Origin of the sequence: Streptomyces sp. NPDC005017, assembly GCF_042873115.1 — a bacterium.
In the GTDB taxonomy this organism is placed as follows: Bacteria; Actinomycetota; Actinomycetes; order Streptomycetales; family Streptomycetaceae; genus Streptomyces.
On record NZ_JBIALD010000003.1, the window covers coordinates 85,423 to 101,146 of the forward strand.

At 71.2% G+C, this 15,724-nt stretch carries 13 protein-coding genes and 1 pseudogene; 3 read left to right on the forward strand and 11 right to left on the reverse strand.

The genetic code is table 11. From position 1 onward, the window contains the following. Positions 1–45: 45 nt before the first annotated feature. The gene (locus ACFYR0_RS05425; RefSeq protein WP_389322133.1) at positions 46–2,298 is read left to right on the forward strand and encodes a tyrosine-type recombinase/integrase; all 2,253 of its coding nucleotides are present in this window, start codon (positions 46–48) and stop codon (positions 2,296–2,298) included. 100 nt (positions 2,299–2,398) lie between these two features. Here the strand turns inward: ACFYR0_RS05425 and ACFYR0_RS05430 are convergent, their stop codons facing one another. The 9 genes and pseudogenes from ACFYR0_RS05430 to ACFYR0_RS05470 all read right to left on the reverse strand — a co-directional run bounded on the left by ACFYR0_RS05430 (position 2,399) and on the right by ACFYR0_RS05470 (position 13,285). Next, on the reverse strand, positions 2,399–3,478 hold the full coding sequence (locus tag ACFYR0_RS05430) for a protein kinase family protein (RefSeq protein ID WP_389322135.1): 1,080 nt from the start codon (positions 3,476–3,478) through the stop codon (positions 2,399–2,401). Between the two features lie 273 nt (positions 3,479–3,751). Then, positions 3,752–3,919, reverse strand: a pseudogene (locus ACFYR0_RS05435) (uracil-DNA glycosylase family protein); the annotation flags it as partial. Continuing rightward, on the reverse strand, positions 3,916–5,358 hold the full coding sequence (gene purB / locus ACFYR0_RS05440; RefSeq protein ID WP_389322137.1) for an adenylosuccinate lyase: 1,443 nt from the start codon (positions 5,356–5,358) through the stop codon (positions 3,916–3,918). The gene purB and the pseudogene ACFYR0_RS05435, both read right to left, overlap by 4 nt. Positions 5,359–5,796: 438 nt before the next feature. Next, positions 5,797–6,579: an SGNH/GDSL hydrolase family protein gene (locus ACFYR0_RS05445; RefSeq protein ID WP_389322139.1), complete on the reverse strand. Its 783-nt coding sequence runs from the start codon at positions 6,577–6,579 to the stop codon at positions 5,797–5,799. 180 nt (positions 6,580–6,759) lie between these two features. Beyond that, complete coding sequence (locus ACFYR0_RS05450; RefSeq protein WP_389322141.1) at positions 6,760–7,773, reverse strand: hemolysin family protein; 1,014 nt, start codon at positions 7,771–7,773, stop codon at positions 6,760–6,762. Further along, the gene (locus ACFYR0_RS05455; RefSeq protein ID WP_389322143.1) at positions 7,773–9,110 is read right to left on the reverse strand and encodes a hemolysin family protein; all 1,338 of its coding nucleotides are present in this window, start codon (positions 9,108–9,110) and stop codon (positions 7,773–7,775) included. The genes ACFYR0_RS05450 and ACFYR0_RS05455 overlap by 1 nt, the downstream gene beginning before the upstream one ends. 145 nt (positions 9,111–9,255) lie before the next feature. Beyond that, entirely contained in the window at positions 9,256–9,681 is a 426-nt protein-coding gene (locus ACFYR0_RS05460; RefSeq protein WP_389322145.1) for a GNAT family N-acetyltransferase, read from the reverse strand. A 116-nt stretch (positions 9,682–9,797) separates the two neighbouring features. Next, positions 9,798–12,368 carry an ABC transporter permease gene (locus ACFYR0_RS05465; protein WP_389322147.1) on the reverse strand — a complete coding sequence of 857 codons (2,571 nt, stop codon included), beginning with the start codon at positions 12,366–12,368 and terminating at the stop codon, positions 9,798–9,800. Between the two features lie 5 nt (positions 12,369–12,373). After that, the gene (locus ACFYR0_RS05470; RefSeq protein ID WP_389322150.1) at positions 12,374–13,285 is read right to left on the reverse strand and encodes an ABC transporter ATP-binding protein; all 912 of its coding nucleotides are present in this window, start codon (positions 13,283–13,285) and stop codon (positions 12,374–12,376) included. Between the two features lie 241 nt (positions 13,286–13,526). Here ACFYR0_RS05470 and ACFYR0_RS05475 point away from each other — a divergent pair, with 241 nt between their 5' ends. After that, positions 13,527–13,757 (forward strand): toxin-antitoxin system HicB family antitoxin, encoded by a 231-nt coding sequence (locus tag ACFYR0_RS05475; protein ID WP_386379621.1) that lies wholly within the window; start codon positions 13,527–13,529, stop codon positions 13,755–13,757. Positions 13,758–13,761: 4 nt separating this feature from the next. After that, a complete protein-coding gene (locus tag ACFYR0_RS05480) occupies positions 13,762–14,136 on the forward strand; it encodes a fic family toxin-antitoxin system, toxin component (protein WP_389322152.1) in 375 nt (124 codons plus the stop codon). A gap of 25 nt (positions 14,137–14,161) precedes the next feature. Here the strand turns inward: ACFYR0_RS05480 and ACFYR0_RS05485 are convergent, their stop codons facing one another. Further along, entirely contained in the window at positions 14,162–14,848 is a 687-nt protein-coding gene (locus tag ACFYR0_RS05485; RefSeq protein ID WP_389322154.1) for a class I SAM-dependent methyltransferase, read from the reverse strand. Positions 14,849–15,003: 155 nt separating this feature from the next. Further along, a complete protein-coding gene (gene bioD, locus ACFYR0_RS05490; RefSeq protein WP_389322156.1) occupies positions 15,004–15,714 on the reverse strand; it encodes a dethiobiotin synthase in 711 nt (236 codons plus the stop codon). Between the last annotated feature and the right edge of the window lie 10 nt (positions 15,715–15,724).

Here is a 15,724-nt window from a genome sequence, read left to right on the forward strand (position 1 = left end):
TCCGCCTCCGTCGCTCACATCTCCCGACTTGCCGCCACAGTCTGGATGGACGCGGACAAGGTGACCCGATTCCAGCGAGCGCAGGCCACCGAATGCGTCTTGCAGTACCTGCGTGACTTTCCTGGTCAGACATGGCAGGAGCGATGGGATGCCAGCCCCATCGGACGAGGACAGGTCGCCGCGAACACGCTCGGAACTCGACGCTCCACGGGCGTGGCCATCACCCCGGGGGTGCGGGCGCTCTACTGCCTGCGCGTCATCCAACCGACCCTCGTCACCTTCCGGCGCAACGTGTTGCACAACTTCGCGCCGATGTTTGTCGCCGCCCAGGACGACCCGCTCCTGGACAAGTACGCCGCACAGGTTCAAGCGCAACCGATGCGGCACGTCCACCGTCGAGAGGCCATGGCCGAGCTGTGCACCCTCCTCGCGGTCCAGGGAGTGGCACTGGGCGATGTGACGCCAGCAGCGGTGCTGCACTTCACTCAGGACAACCGTCGGGCCCGCAGCGTCCTTCAGCCGGGGAACAAGGTGGCGAACCGGCTGGTCGGCCAAGGGATGTGGAACGTCCTACATGTCATGGGGCACTTCCCGCCCGCGACGCCTCCCACGCTCCGAGCCGCTCTGATGCGGGGCCAACGCACCGTCGAGGAGATGGTCGCCCAGTATCCCATCCGCAATCAGGCGGTGCGGGCTCTGCTGATCGACTACTTCACGCGTCGCCGGGCCGACACGGACTACTCCACGCTGAAGAACCTCGTCTTGCTGGTCGCCCACCACTTCTGGGAGAAGATCGAGCGCGTCAACCCCAACCAGGCTGATCTGCGGATCTCCCCCGAGCACTACGCGACCTGGCGGCAGATGATCACCGTCAAGGACAACGGCAAGCCTCGTGCCGGCCAGGACAGCATCATCATCGCGGTCCGAAGCTTCTACTTCGACCTGCACACCTGGGCCGCCGAGGAACCAGAACGCTGGGCAGCGTGGGTCGCCCCTTGTCCTGTTCCCCCCAGCGAACTCCACGGCCTCGGCACTCGTCGACGCCGGATCAACGAACGCTCAGCCAACCGCACCCGTCAGCGCCAGCCCCTGCTGCCCGCCCTGGTCGACCACGTGGAGACGCGCTACGACCGTGCCCGCCTGCTGCTGGAGCGGGCCAACAAGGCAGCGGACGAAGAAGTCTTCACCCATGACGGGACCGACTACCGCCGCGTCATCACCGAAGCCGACCGCAAGCTCCTCCGCCACGGCGACGCGGTCCCCACCCGCGTCATCGAAGAGTCCAGCGGCCAGATCATCCACATCGGAACCGACGAAGAAACAGCCTTCTGGGAGTGGGCCGCGGTCGAGACCCTGCGGCACTCCGGGGTGCGGGTGGAAGAACTCATCGAGCTCACCCACCTCAGCGTTCGGCAATACCAGCGGGCAAACGGAGAGGTCATCGCACTGCTGGTGATCGCACCATCGAAGACCGACCGCGAACGCGTGATTCCGATGTCCGCCGAACTCTTCCACGTCATCGCATCCATCATCCGCCGGCACACCCGCACAGGCCGCCCGATCCCCCTCGTCAGTCGGTACGACCCGCACGACAAGGAGTGGAGCGCACCCATGCCTTTCCTCTTCCAACGGCAGAACGGCACCACGCCCGCGGTGTTCTGCACGGGCACCATCCAAGAGATGATCAGTCGGCGCGGCCAGGCCCTTGCCGAAGTCCATCCCGGCTTTCGCGGATTGAAGTTCACCCCGCACGACTTCCGAAGGATCTTCGCCACCGAACTCGTCAACAGCGGCCTGCCGATCCACATCGGAGCGGCCCTGTTGGGTCACCTCAACATCCAGACCACCCGTGGCTACGTCGCGGTCTTCGACGAGGATGTCGTCCGCCACTACCAGGAGCATCTGCACCACCGCCGCCAGATTCGACCCGAGGGCGAGTACGACGAGTTCGGTGGCGAAGATCCGCCACTACCAGGAGCATCTGCACCACCGCCGCCAGATTCGACCCGAGGGCGAGTACCGCGACACGACGGACCAGGAATGGGGGGAGTTCGAGGAGCACTTCGACCGCCGCAAGGTCGAGCTCGGCTCCTGCGGGCGCCCCTACGGCACCCCCTGCCAACACGAGCATGCCTGCATCCGCTGCCCAATGCTCCACATCAACCCGAAGATGCTCGACCGACTCGAAGAACTCGAAGCCGACCTCCTAGCCCGCCTGCGGCGGGCAGAAGAGGAGAACTGGCTCGGCGAGACCGAAGGCATCAACCTCACACTCACTTTCCTCCGCGCCAAGCGTGAGGAAACTCAACGACGAGCCTCGCGTCCATCTGTCGATCTCGGTATCCCCACACCGCGCAGGGTGAGGGAGAACCCGTGAGGCACGACTGCGGCCCACACTTCACTCCGACGCTGACGCGCTGGCCAGGGCCTGCCGGACCTCAGCCGCGGGGAATGGAGTGCGCTTACTCTCCGTGACAAGTCGATGGGCGAAGTCGTCCATGACGACGGCGTGCAGGGCATGGCGATCAATCATCGCCCTGATCCCGGGGGGAACGCCGTCGGGGCGGCGGCCTGCAATCCATTCGCGCAGGAAAGTCCCGTGTTCTGTGTCACCGCGCACGGCCTCGGGCAGGTGGTGGCGCAGCAGATGCCACGGTGCGTAGCAGCGGTCGTACACGAGGTGGTCGGAAAGGAAGGCGGCTTCCTGCGCCGAGAGCTCGAAGTGGCGGCTGAGAGCAAGCCCGAAGTCCGCGAAGTACACCTGCTGACCGTCGGTCAGCAGGTTGGCGAAGTGTGCGTCAAAGTGCACCAGCCCGCGTGAACTCATGAACTCTGTCCCCCGCAGCAGCGCGTCTTCCACCCACAGATAGGAGGAGTCGCCTCCTGGCTCCGTCCAAGCCGCATCACGGGTGTCGCTGAGCCAGGCCGCGAGTGTCTGAGGCACGTGCTCCAGGAAGAGCACCAGGCTGAGGGAGGACTTGCCGATGGCTTCCAGCCGATGACGCACGGCAGGCGATCCCTCCCAATGCGCTACGGCTCCCTCGACGCCTCCGAACTCATCGGCGAAGTCGACAGGAGGACGATCCGGCAGAACCCGCCAGTGATACATGAGCGGGAAACCGGCAAACTCGTTCCTCAGAACCCAAGCGGTAGTCATGACGTGCGCGGCCAGTTCACGCCAAGCCCCGAACCCTGCCGACCCCACCCCGTACTGATAGAAGAGAGGGAGCCCGAACAGGTTGGCGGTCGAGCGCACATGTTCCGGCCGCAACTCGATGTCCGTCAGCGGGATCCGCTTGACGAAGACGGGTATCCCCGCGACCTCCATCTCGCTCCGACTGCCACCGATGCCCGAGCCCAGTGCCGGCGCGGCAGCCACCGCATCGCCGAGCCTTCGGTCGCTGAGCAACGAGAGTTGTGCTCCTACGGCCGCATAAGCGGATACACGTGAGGCGGGTAGTGGCTCGGTCTCATCCATCGGCGGCTCCTGCCTGACATCACACTGGCCGCTGTTGATCATGCCAGGCGTCCCAACGCGATTCCCGAAGTTGCCGTCAATGGCTCCCAAAGAAGCCGAGACAGCCAACAATCTGCGCCGGGCGGACAGGACGTTCTCGCGGCTGGAAACCCCACGGCTTCCCGGTTCGTCCGTCGTCACCCAGTGTCAGCAACCGATGAACTGCCCTCAACAAAGGAGCACTGCCCTGAACCTCATACCCCTCCTCACCCTTTCGAGTGAAGTGCAGAGAAGCAGCACCGGCCAGAAGCGGTTGCCGGGACGGGCGAAGTGATGGCCGGTCGCGGCGGTCATCAGACCGGGGTTGATCCCGCAGAACAGCACACGGAGGCCGTCCGCGACGACGTCCGGTACGAGACGGTCGCGGGCGGCCTCCAGGTCCTGCGCGGTGAACCGGGTCAGAGAATCGCTCCCGGCGTGTAGCCCGCGGCCTCCGGGTGCCGCTTGACGATCTCCTCGATCCGGCCGACGACCACGGCGACCTGGGCGGCCGCGGCACCCGTGAAGGACAGCTTGTCGGCCATGAGGGCGCCCAGCTGCTCACGGTCGAGCGGCAGCCGCCCGTCGGCGGCCAGCTTGTCCAGCAGGTCGTTGCGCTCGGCGCCCTGCTCCCGCATGGCCAGCGCGGTCGACACCGCGTTCTCCTTGATGGCCTCGTGGGCGATCTCGCGGCCCACCCCGGCCCGCACCGCGCCCATGAGGACCTTGGTGGTGGCCAGGAACGGCAGGTAGCGGTCCAGCTCACGGGCGACGACGGCCGGGAACGCGCCGAACTCGTCGAGCACCGTCAGGAACGTCTCCAGCAGACCGTCGAGCGCGAAGAACGCGTCCGGCAGCGCGACCCGGCGCACCACCGAGCAGGACACGTCGCCCTCGTTCCACTGGTCGCCCGCCAGCTCGCCGGTCATCGACGCGTAGCCGCGCAGGATGACCATCAGGCCGTTGACGCGCTCGCAGGAGCGGGTGTTCATCTTGTGCGGCATCGCGGAGGAGCCGACCTGGCCGGGCTTGAAGCCCTCGGTGACCAGCTCGTGCCCGGCCATCAGCCGGATCGTCTTGGCCAGCGACGAGGGCGCCCCGGCCAGCTGCACCAGCGCGGTGACGACCTCGTAGTCCAGGGAGCGCGGGTAGACCTGGCCGACCGAGGTGAAGGCCTGGGAGAAGCCGAGGTGCCCGGCGATCCGGTCCTCCAGCTCGGCGAGCTTGCCGGCGTCGCCGCCCAGCAGGTCGAGCATGTCCTGCGCGGTGCCGACCGGGCCCTTGATGCCGCGCAGCGGGTAGCGGCCGAGGAGCTCCTCGACGCGGCCGTACGCCACGAGCAGCTCGTCGGCGGCGGTCGCGAACCGCTTGCCGAGGGTGGTGGCCTGCGCGGCGACGTTGTGGGAGCGGCCGGCCATGACCAGCTCGCCGTACTCCCCGGCCAGCTTGCCCAGGCGCGCCAGCACGGCCACCGTGCGGTCGCGCATCAGCTCCAGGGAGAGGCGGATCTGGAGCTGCTCGACGTTCTCCGTGAGGTCGCGGGACGTCATGCCCTTGTGGACCTGCTCGTGCCCGGCGAGGTCGTTGAACTCCTCGATCCGCGCCTTCACGTCGTGCCGCGTGACCTTCTCGCGCTCGGCGATGGAGACCAGGTCGACCTGGTCCAGGACACGCTCGTAGTCGGCGAGCGCCGCCTCCGGCACCTCGATGCCGAGGTCCTTCTGGGCCCGCAGCACGGCGAGCCAGAGCTGACGCTCCAGCTTCACCTTCTGCTCGGGGGACCAGAGCGTGGCGAGCTCGGCGGAGGCGTACCGTCCGGCGAGGACGTTCGGGATGCGGGGCTTGGCGGGAGCTGAAGTCACGTGTCCAGAGTTTACTGGCGATTCGTGCAGGCCAGCGCCGCGGCCCGGTTCGGCGGAAGCTACGAGACGGCCGTCACGTGCGGGGTCCGCCCCGTCAGGCCCTGTGACCGGCGCCCCGAAGCACGACAGCGGCCGCGCCGAGCCCACACGCGGGACGCCCGGTCCGGTCGGCACGCCCCCTCCGGCCCCGCGACCACCGGCCGCCCCGGGCCCCGACAGGCCTGGGTCCTGTCGTCGGACTCCCGTCGTCGCCCGGAGGGCGGCCCCGCGGCGTCAGGTGCGTGCTCTGGGGGTCCCCCCCTCCGGGGGAGTGCCGGGTGCAAGCCCTCGTACCGGACGTACTCGGGCTGGTGCCGGGTGCGGCGAGTGGGGGCGCCTCCCACGAAGTGGGGGAGCGTGCACGGCGTCGCGGGGCGGGCGGGAGTTCGACGACAGGGCCTAGCCCACCGGCCCCTCGAACGGCAGCAGTTCCGGGCGCTTCGGCGGGCGGCCGTCGCCCGAGGAACGGCCGGTCAGCCGGCGCCCGATCCACGGCAGCAGGTACTGCCGGGCGAACCGCACGTCGGCGACCCGGCGCGCGGACCAGCCGGGCGGCAGCGTGGCGGGCGGGGCCACCCGCCACTCGGTGTCCTCGGCGTCGTGTCCCAGGGACTGCCAGACCGCCTCGGCGACCCGGCGATGGCCGTCGGGCGTCAGATGCAGCCGGTCCACGTCCCACGCCCGCGGATCGCTCAGCGAGGGCGCCCCGTACAGGTCCACCACCACCGCGCCGTGCCGCACGGCGAGCCCGTCGACGCAGTCGAACAGCTCCTCCATGCGCGGCCGGAACCGCTCGAGCACCGGGCCCTGCCGGCCGGGGCTGCGCATCAGCACGAGCCGCTCGCAGGCCGGGGCGAGCCGCTCCACGGCCTCGGTGAGCAGACCCTTCACCCGCTCCATGTCGCACTTGGGGCGCAGGGTGTCGTTCAGGCCGCCGACGAGCGTGATCACATCGGGCCGCATCGCCGCGGCCACCGCCACCTGCTCGTCGACGATCTGCCCGATCAGCTTCCCGCGCACCGCCAGGTTGGCGTACCGGAAGCCGGGCGTGCACGCGGCCATCCGCGTCGCGAGCAGGTCCGCCCAGCCCCGGTAGGAGCCGTCGGGCAGCAGGTCGGACATGCCCTCGGTGAAGGAGTCGCCGACGGCGACCAGGCTGGTGTACGTAGGGTTCTTCTGCATGGCGTCAGCGATGGTAACCCGGTTCCATACTTAGCGGTCGGTCACCCCAGACGGCCCCCGGGAAACACGGCCGGACGGTCCCCTAGAAACACGGCCGGACGGTCCCCTGGAAACACGGCCGGCCGGGGTCCAGGGCCCCGGCCGGTACGCAGGGGGGCGCCGGTCACGCCGGCGCCCCGATCAGGCCTGCTGTCCGAACAGCTCCCGCAGCACGTCCTCCATCGTCACCAGTCCGGCCAGTCGGCCGTCGTCGCCGAGGGCGGCGGCCAGATGCGTCCGGCTGCCGCGCATCGCGGTGAGGACGTCGTCCAGCGGGGTGGTCTCCTTCACCCGGGCGATGGGCCGCATGTCCCGCAGCCGGAAGGCGACGTCCCGGGGAGAGGCGTCCAGCGCGTCCTTCACATGCAGATAGCCCGCGATGCGACGGCTCTCGTCCACGACCGGGAACCGGGAGTACCCCGACTCGGCCGACAGCCGCTCAAGCTCCTCCGGGGTGACGCCCACATGCGCGTAGACGACCCGCTCCAGCGGCACGACGACGTCCCGCACCGGCCTGCGGCCCAGTTCGAGGGCGTCGTTCAGCCGCTCGCGGGCGCGGGCGTCGATCAGCCCGGCCTCACCGGAGTCGTGCACCAGCCGGGCCAGTTCGGCGTCCGAGAAGGTCGCGGTCACCTCGTCCTTGGTCTCGATCCGCATCAGCTTCAGCAGCCCGTTGGCGAACGCGTTGATCGCGAAGATCACCGGCCGCAGCGCGCGGGCCAGCGTCACCAGGGGCGGACCGAGCGCCAGCGCGCTGCGCACCGGCTCGGCCAGCGCGATGTTCTTCGGCACCATCTCGCCCAGCAGCATGTGCAGATACGTCGCCAGGGTCAGCGCGATCACGAACGACACCGCGTGACCGGCGCCGGACGGCACGCCAAGCCCGTGGAACACCGGCTCCAGCAGATGCGCGATCGCCGGTTCGGCCACCACACCGAGCACCAGGGTGCACAGCGTGATACCGAGCTGCGCGGCCGCCATCAGCGCGGACACGTGCTCCAGGCCCCACAGCACACCGCGGGCGCGCCGGTCCCCGTTCTCCGCGTACGGCTCGATCTGGGAGCGTCGTACGGAGATCAGCGCGAACTCGGCGCCGACGAAGAAGGCGTTGACGACCAGCGTCGCCAGACCGATCAACAGCTGTACCGCGACCATCACCGGCCCCCTTCCTCGTTCTCGACGGCGTTGTCCAGCGGAGCGTGCAGCAGCACCCGGGCGGCTCTGCGGCCGCTCGCGTCGACCACGTCCAGCCGCCAGCCGCCGACCACCACGCTGTCGCCCTCGGCCGGGATACGGCCCAGTTCGGTGGCGACGAGGCCGGCCAGGGTCTCGTACGGCCCGTCGGGCGGACGCAGGCCGACCCGTGCGAGCTGGTCGATCCGCGCGGCGCCGTCGGCGGAGTACAGGACCTGGCCGTCCTCGTCGGTGCCCGCCGGGGCGAGGTCGGGGGTCTCGTGCGGGTCGTGCTCGTCGCGGACCTCGCCGACGACCTCCTCGACGATGTCCTCCAGGGTGGCGACACCCGCGGTGCCGCCGTACTCGTCGATGACGACCGCCATGGTCCGCTTGCCGGACAGCCGGTCCAGCAGCCGGTCGACCGTGAGGGACTCCGGCACCAGCAGCGGCTCGCGCATCAGCTCGGCGACCCGGACCCGGCCCCGCCGCTCGGCGGGCACGGCCAGGACGTCCTTGATGTGCGCGGTGCCCACCACCGAGTCGAGGTTGCCGCGGTAGACCGGGAAGCGGGACAGGCCCGTCGCCCGGGTGGCGTTCGCGACGTCCTCGCAGGTGGCCTGCACCTCCAGGGCCACGACCTGCACGCGCGGCGTCATCACGTTCTCCGCGGTCAGGTCGGCCAGGTTCAGGGTCCGCACGAACAGCTCGGCCGTGTCCGCCTCCAGCGCGCCCTCGCGGGCGGAGTGCCGGGCGAGCGCGGCCAGTTCCTGCGGTCCGCGCGCGGAGGCCAGCTCCTCGGCGGGCTCCAGACCGAACCGGCGGACCACCCGGTTCGCCGTGTTGTTCAGATGCGCGATGAACGGCCGGAACGCGGAGCTGAACAGCCGCTGGGCGTTGCCCACCCGCTTGGCCACGGCCAGCGGCGAGGAGATCGCCCAGTTCTTGGGCACCAGCTCGCCCACGACCATCAGGAACACCGTCGACAGGGCCGTGCCCAGCACCAGGGCCAGGGACGACGCGGTCGACTCGGAGATGCCGAGGGACTCCAGCGGGCCGGCGATGAGCCGGGAGATGGAGGGCTCGGCGAGCATGCCGACCACCAGGTTGGTGACGGTGATGCCGAGCTGGGCGCCGGAGAGCTGGAACGTGAGGTTGCGGACGGCTTTGAGGGCGCCGGCCGCGCCGCGCTCGCCGCGCTCGGCCGCCTGCTCCAGGTCGCCGCGTTCCACCGTCGTCAGGGAGAACTCGGCCGCGACGAAGGCGCCACAGGCGAGCGAGAGCAGGATCGCCACCAGCAGGAGGAGCACTTCGGTCATCGGGTCACCTCCGTCCCATGATCGGACAGGGTGGCGGGGAGTGCGCGATGTCGGCTACTGGGAGGCTCGCCCATGGACGGACGCTCACACCTTTCATCGGAGGACGGGATGCGATCCCCCAATGGTAAAGGATCGGCAAAGCATGTCAGTCGGCGAGGGGCTTGACCCAGCGCCGCCACTGCTCCTGGGGCGTGTACCCCGCCGCCCGCCAGGCATGGTGCGCCTGTTCGTTGCGGGTCAGCACCATCGCGTCGCCGCGCCGCCCGCCCAGCCGTGCGAACCGCTCCTCGGCGGCCGTGAGCAGGGCCGAGCCGATCCCGCGGCGGCGGTGCTCCGGGTGCACCGCGAGCCGGTACAGATGGCAGCGCCAGCCGTCGAACCCGGCGATCACCGTGCCCACCAGCTCGCCGTCCAGCTCCGCCAGCAGCAGTGCCTCCGGGTCGCGCTCCACCAGCCGCTCCACCCCGGCCCGGTCGTCGCTGATGCTGGTCCCCTCGGCGGCCGTCTTCCAGAAGGCGAGGACGGCGTCCAGGTCGTCGGGCGTCACGGCCCGTATCCGCAGGTCGGTCATGCGGTGATCACATCACGCGCGGCAGGGCCGGACCGCGGATTCCACGATGCGGGACGGGCGGGCCGCCCGACGCCGGCCCCCGGCGCCCGACGGCGGGGAACGTCGGCCTCCCGGGCTCACTCGTGCGCGATGGCCTCCAGCACGTTCATCCGCGACGCCCGCGCGGCGGGCAGCAGCGCGGCCACCACGCCCACGACCGCCGAGCCGATCACCACCGCCACTATCGTGCTCCACGGGATCGCCAGGGCGGTCATGCCCTGAAGGGCCAGCACCTGCTGCATCGAGACGCCCCACACCAGCCCCAGAGCGAGTCCCAGCAGCGCGCCGAACACGGCGATGACCACGGACTCCAGCCGGATCATCCGCCGCAACTGGCGCCGCCCCAGCCCGATCGCCCGCAGCAGCCCGATCTCCCGGGTGCGCTCCACGACCGACAGGGCGAGCGTGTTGACCACGCCGAGCACCGCGATGACGATCGCCAGCCCCAGCAGCGCGTACACGAGGTACAGCAGCACCGCGATCTGGTCGTGGATCAGCTGCTTGTAGTCCGCGAGGTCACGCACCTGGACCTGCGGGTACGGCTCCAGCGTCCGCTCCAGGTTCGCGCGCAGGGCGTCGGCGTCGGTGCCGGCCGCGGCGTTGACGTAGACCACGGAGTCCTGGCCGCCCGGCGCGAACCGCTCCAGGGTGGACAGCGAGAAGTAGATCCCGCCCTGGTTGCCGAAGCCGTCCGCGGACTCCTGGTCGGTCAGCGCCCCCACGGTCAGTTCGGCGGTCCGCCCGCTGCGGAACTCCACGGGGACCGTGCCACCCAGGCGGACGCCGTGCTCGCGCGCGAAGTCGACGTCCATGCCCAGGTGCCCGTCGGCCAGCGCGGCCGCCGTGTCGCCCTGCGCGTAGGTGATGTTGGCGACCTCGTCGAGCTGCGGGTCGTAGCCGACCGCGGTGGTCTCGACGCGGTCGTCGTCGGGAAGCCGTACCGCGACCGGGGTGAACCGCGAGCGCACCGCCTGGCCCACGCCCTCGGTGTCGCGGATGCTGTCGGTCACCTCGGCCGGGAACGGCACGAAGTTGGCGTTCTGCACGACGAAGTCCGCGCCCAGCGTCTTGTCGATCTGCTCGTCGAAGGACCGCGTCATCGAGGCGCTCGCCACGGACATGCCGCCCACCAGCGCGAGGCCCACCATCAGGGCCGCCGCCGTGGCGCCCGTACGGCGGGGGTTGCGCAGGGCGTTGCGCTGGCTCATCCGGCCGACCGAGCCGAACAGCGCCGGGAAGCCCGCCCCGAGCACCCGGATCACCGGACGCACCAGCAGCGGGCCCGCGATCACGGTGGCCACCAGCGTCAGCACCACACCGAGGCCCAGCAGGGACGCCGCCGACGAGGTCTCGGACGCCGTCGCACAGCCCACCAGCGCCGCCGCGCCGACCGCCCCGACGACCACACCGACCACCGCACGGACCCGCATGGGCCTGCCCACGCCGGCGATCTCCGCGTCCGAGAGGGCGGCCATCGGGGACACCTGGGCCGCCCGGCGGGCCGGGAGATAGGCCGCGACGAAGGTGACGCCCACCCCGACGACGTACGCGGAGACCGGTGTCACCCAGCCGACCACCATCTCGGTGGCCTTGATGTTCATGCCGAGCAGGCCCATCAGCTCGATCAGTCCGGCCGCCAGGCCGATACCGGCGGCGAGGCCCAGCGTGGAGCCGAACAGGCCGAGCAGCAGCGCCTCGGTGAGCACCGAGCGGCGCACCTGACGCCGGTCGGCCCCCAGGGCGCGCAGCAGGCCGAGCTCGCGCGTGCGCTGCGCGATCAGCATCGAGAAGGTGTTGACGATCAGGAAGACGCCGACCAGCACGGCCACCCCGGCGAAGCCGAGCATCACGTACTTGATGACGTCCAGGAACCCGCCGAGCTGTTCCACGTCCGACTCGGCCTGCTCGTCGGCGGTGCGCAGCGTGTAGGCGCCGCTGTCGCCGAGCGCGGCCGCCACCCGCCGCTTCAGCTCGGCGTCGCTCACCCCGTCCGCCGCGTCGACGTTGATGCTGGTCGCGGCCTTCGGGTCGCCGAGCAGCTCGGCCTGGGCGGCCGGCGGGTCCAGGAACAGCAGGGAGGCGCCGGGGTTGGTGGTGGTGAAGGTGACGATCCCGACGACCTTCACGTCGAAGGACCCGGGCGCGGCGATCACCTTGAGCGTGTCGCCGATGCCGAGGTCCTTGCGGTCGGCGGTCTCGGAGTCCAGCAGCGCCTCGGTGGGGCCCTGCGGCGCGCGGCCCGAGGTGAGTTCGACGGGGCTGCGCTTCGTGGGGTTCCAGCCGGTGCCGATGGTCGGGGCGCCGGTGGTCGGGCCGACCGAGTCGTTGTTCTCGTCGACGACGGTGATGCCCGCCACGTCCACGTCCACGCGCGCCTCGGCGACGCCGTCGACCTGGGCGATCCGGCCGGCGAGCGCGGCCGGGAGGGTCGGGGTGAAGCCCGTGGGCACGGCCTCGTCGAGCTTCTCGTCCGGACTGACGGTCACATCCGCGGCCGTGGAGGCGAACAGCCGGTCGAAGGTGCGGCTGACCGTGTCGGAGAAGATCAGGCTGCCCGCGACGAACGCGACGGACAGCACGACGGCCAGCGCGGACAGCAGCAGCCGTCCCTTGTGGGCCAGGAAGCTGCGGAGGGTCGCCTTGAGCACAGGTCTCAGGCCTCCTCGGCGGCGTGCCCGCCGTCATCAGCGGGTGAGCCGGGACCGCCGGAGGCGTCGCCGGACGAGGCAGCCGCGGCCCCCGCGCCCGGAGCGGTCTCCGACTGCCCGCGGACCACGTCGAAGCGCTTCATCCGCTCCAGCACCGCGTCCGCGCTGGGCCGCTCGATCTCGTCCACGATCCGGCCGTCCGCGAGGAACAGCACCAGGTCCGAGTGGGCCGCGGCGCCCGGGTCGTGGGTCACCATCACCACGGTCTGACCGAGCGTGTCGACCGCCTCCCGCAGGAAGCCCAGCACCTCCAGACCCGCGCGGGAGTCGAGGTTGCCCGTGGGCTCGTCGGCGAAGATCAGCTCGGGCCGGGACGCCAGCGCCCGCGCGCACGCCACGCGCTGCTGCTGACCGCCCGAGAGCTGCGTGGGCCGGTGCTCGAGCCGGGCTCGCAGCCCGAGGGTGTCGATCACCTGGTCCAGCCACTCCGGGTCCGGCTTCTGCCCGGCGATGTCCATCGGAAGGGTGATGTTCTCCAGCGCGTTCAGCGTGGGGATCAGGTTGAACGACTGGAACATGAAGCCGATCCGGTCCCGGCGCAGCCGGGTCAGCTCACGGTCCCGCAGCCCGGTGATCTCGGTGTCGCCGAGCCAGACCTGTCCGGCCGAGACGGCGTCCAGCCCCGCCAGACAGTGCATCAGCGTGGACTTCCCGGAGCCGGAGGGGCCCATGACCGCCGTGAACCGGCCGCGCGCGATGTCCACGTCCACCGAGTCCAGGGCGAGCACGGCCGTCTCTCCCGAGCCGTACGCCTTCGTGAGAGCCCGGGCGCGCGCGGCGACGGAGTCGGCCCCCGCACGGCCCGGGGCGTGCTCCGCAGCTGATGTGGACAAGGCCGCCTCCTCGGAAGTGGACATAGGGCACTCCCTTGTCGAGGGCGAGCCTAGTGTGAGCCGGGGCACACCCGGTATCCCTCTTGGGTCCAGGCCGTCCCTCCCTCCCAGGTACGGGATCGCCCGGACATGTGTAAGGGGCACCGGCCATTGGTTCGTGACAGGGCCTCCGCCGCGCCGCGGACCCGTCGTGCGCCCCGCCGCGCACCCCGCGCCCCGAAGGCGCCCCTTGCCCGCGCTAGCGCATCGGCGCTAGCTTCGAGCTATGGCGAAGACCCAGCTGAACGTCCGCGTGGACGAGGGCACGGCCCGCGCGGCGCGCGAACGCGCCCTGGCCCGTGGCATGAGCGTCAACCGGTACATCGAGGAACTGGTCCGGCAGGACACCGGCGAGGTGGGCCACACCTTCGTGGAGGCCGCCGCCGACTTCATGAAGAGCTACGAGTCCGTCTTCGCCGAGGAGTTCGGCGAAGGGAAGCGCGAAGGCCGGCCCTGAGCCGTTGAGCGACCTCAGGATCGACCTCGCCTGGCTGCTGATGCTCGCCGAGCAGAACACCCCCGGGGACCCCCAGGTCACCGACTGGGGCGCGCTCGTCGCCGCCGTCGCACGCCACCGGGCAGAGATCTTCGACGTACCGGTCTACGACACCCCGCAGGCGCGCGCGGCCGCGCTGCTCCAGCTCCTGATCCACATCCCGGCGCTGGAGCGCTCCAACGCCCTGTTCGCCTGTGCCGTCGCCTACGCCTACCTCGTCGCCAGCGGGCTGAAGGTCGTCATCTCGCCCGAGCAGGTGCGCGACCTCGCGCGGCTGGTCAAGACCGGGGACGCGTCCGTCCAGGACATCGAGCGCGAACTGCGTCGGTGGAGCGAGTGACGCCGGCCGCGGCACCGGGTCCTGCTCAGTCCTCGGCGGGCGGCCGCCACGCCGTGCCCAGCACACAGAACGAGGGCGGCAGCGTCGGACCCGTCTCCGGCAGCAGCATCGAGCGGTAGGGCCCCAGTTCGAAACCGGCCTCCCGCAGCGCGGCCACCGGGGCGCGCGACAGATGGCAGCCGCCGCTCAGCCGCGGCCACACCGTCCGGTCCAGCACGCGCTGTGTCGTCCGCATCGCCGGTCCGCCGCCCCGGCCGTGCTCGAAGAACCGCAGCTGACCGCCCGGCCTGAGCACCCGGCGCACCTCGGCCAGCGCCCTCGGCACATCGCGCACACTGCACAGGACCAGCGACAGCACGACCGCGTCGTAGGCCTCGCTCTTGACCGGCAGGGCCTCCGCCGTGCCCGGCACCACGTCGACCGGTACGTCGGCGCGCACCGCGGCCTCCACGGCCAGCACGCGCAGGGTGCGCTCCGGCTCGATGGCGACGACCTCCGAGACGGTGTCCGGATAGTGGGCGAAGTTCAGCCCGTTGCCCGCCCCCACCTCCAGTACCCGCCCGGACAGCCCGGCCAGCAGTCGCCGGCGTACCCGGGCCATGCCCATCCGGGACTCGGCGGCCACGCTGACCCGGGCGTAGTACCGGGCGAACAGCGGGTGGTGCACGGGATCGCGCTCGGACCCGCGGGTCACGGCCGGCCACAGCGGCATGGGGACCTCCCTCTCAGGACGGGCCTTACCACGATTCTGCCCCGGCGGGCGGCCGCGCACCCCAGGACCCTTCCGGCGCATCCCGTGACCACGAAGACGCGCCGGGAGGAGCCTTGCCGTCAGAGCGCCGGAGACGCGCCGGAAGGGACTTCGCCTCAGACGTCCGTGCCGAACGCCGTCGCGTCCCAGACACCGTCCAGGCGGGCCGCGAGCCAGCCCGGAGCCTCGGCGCGGAACCGGGCCGGTTCCAGCGCCCCGGCGCCCTCCGGCAGCGCGCCCAGCAGCGGGGCGGCGGCCACCTCCGGCAGATCCGCCACGTTGCAGCGCGAGGCCAGGTCGGGCTCGGCGGGCCAGCTGCCGATGACCACACCGGCCAGGTCGAGACCGCGGCGGCGCAGTTCACGGGCCGTCAGCTCGGTGGTGTTCAGTGTGCCCAGGCCGGCCGAGGCGACCAGCAGGACCGGCGCGCCGAGCAGTTCGGCCACGTCGGCGAGGGTGGCGCCCTCCTCGTCGAAGCGGACGAGCAGTCCGCCCGCGCCCTCCACCAGCACCAGGTCGTGCTCCTTGGCCAGCGTCGCCGCGGCCCGGGCGATGTCGTGCGGCCGCACCGCGGGGAGCCCCGACCGGCGCGCTGCCGTCCCCGGGGCCAGCGGCTCCGGGTAGCGCGCGAGTTCCGCCGTCGTCACCTCGCCCGCCAGCCGCGCGACCTCCTCGGCGTCACCGCGCTCGTCCGGCCGTACGCCCGTCTGCGCGGGCTTGAGCACCGCGACCGACCGGCCGGCCGCGAGCGCCGCGGCGGCCACCGCGGCGGTCGTGACCGTCTTGCCGACCTCCGTGCCCGTGCCCGTGATCACCAGGACCGGCATGTCGTCCTTC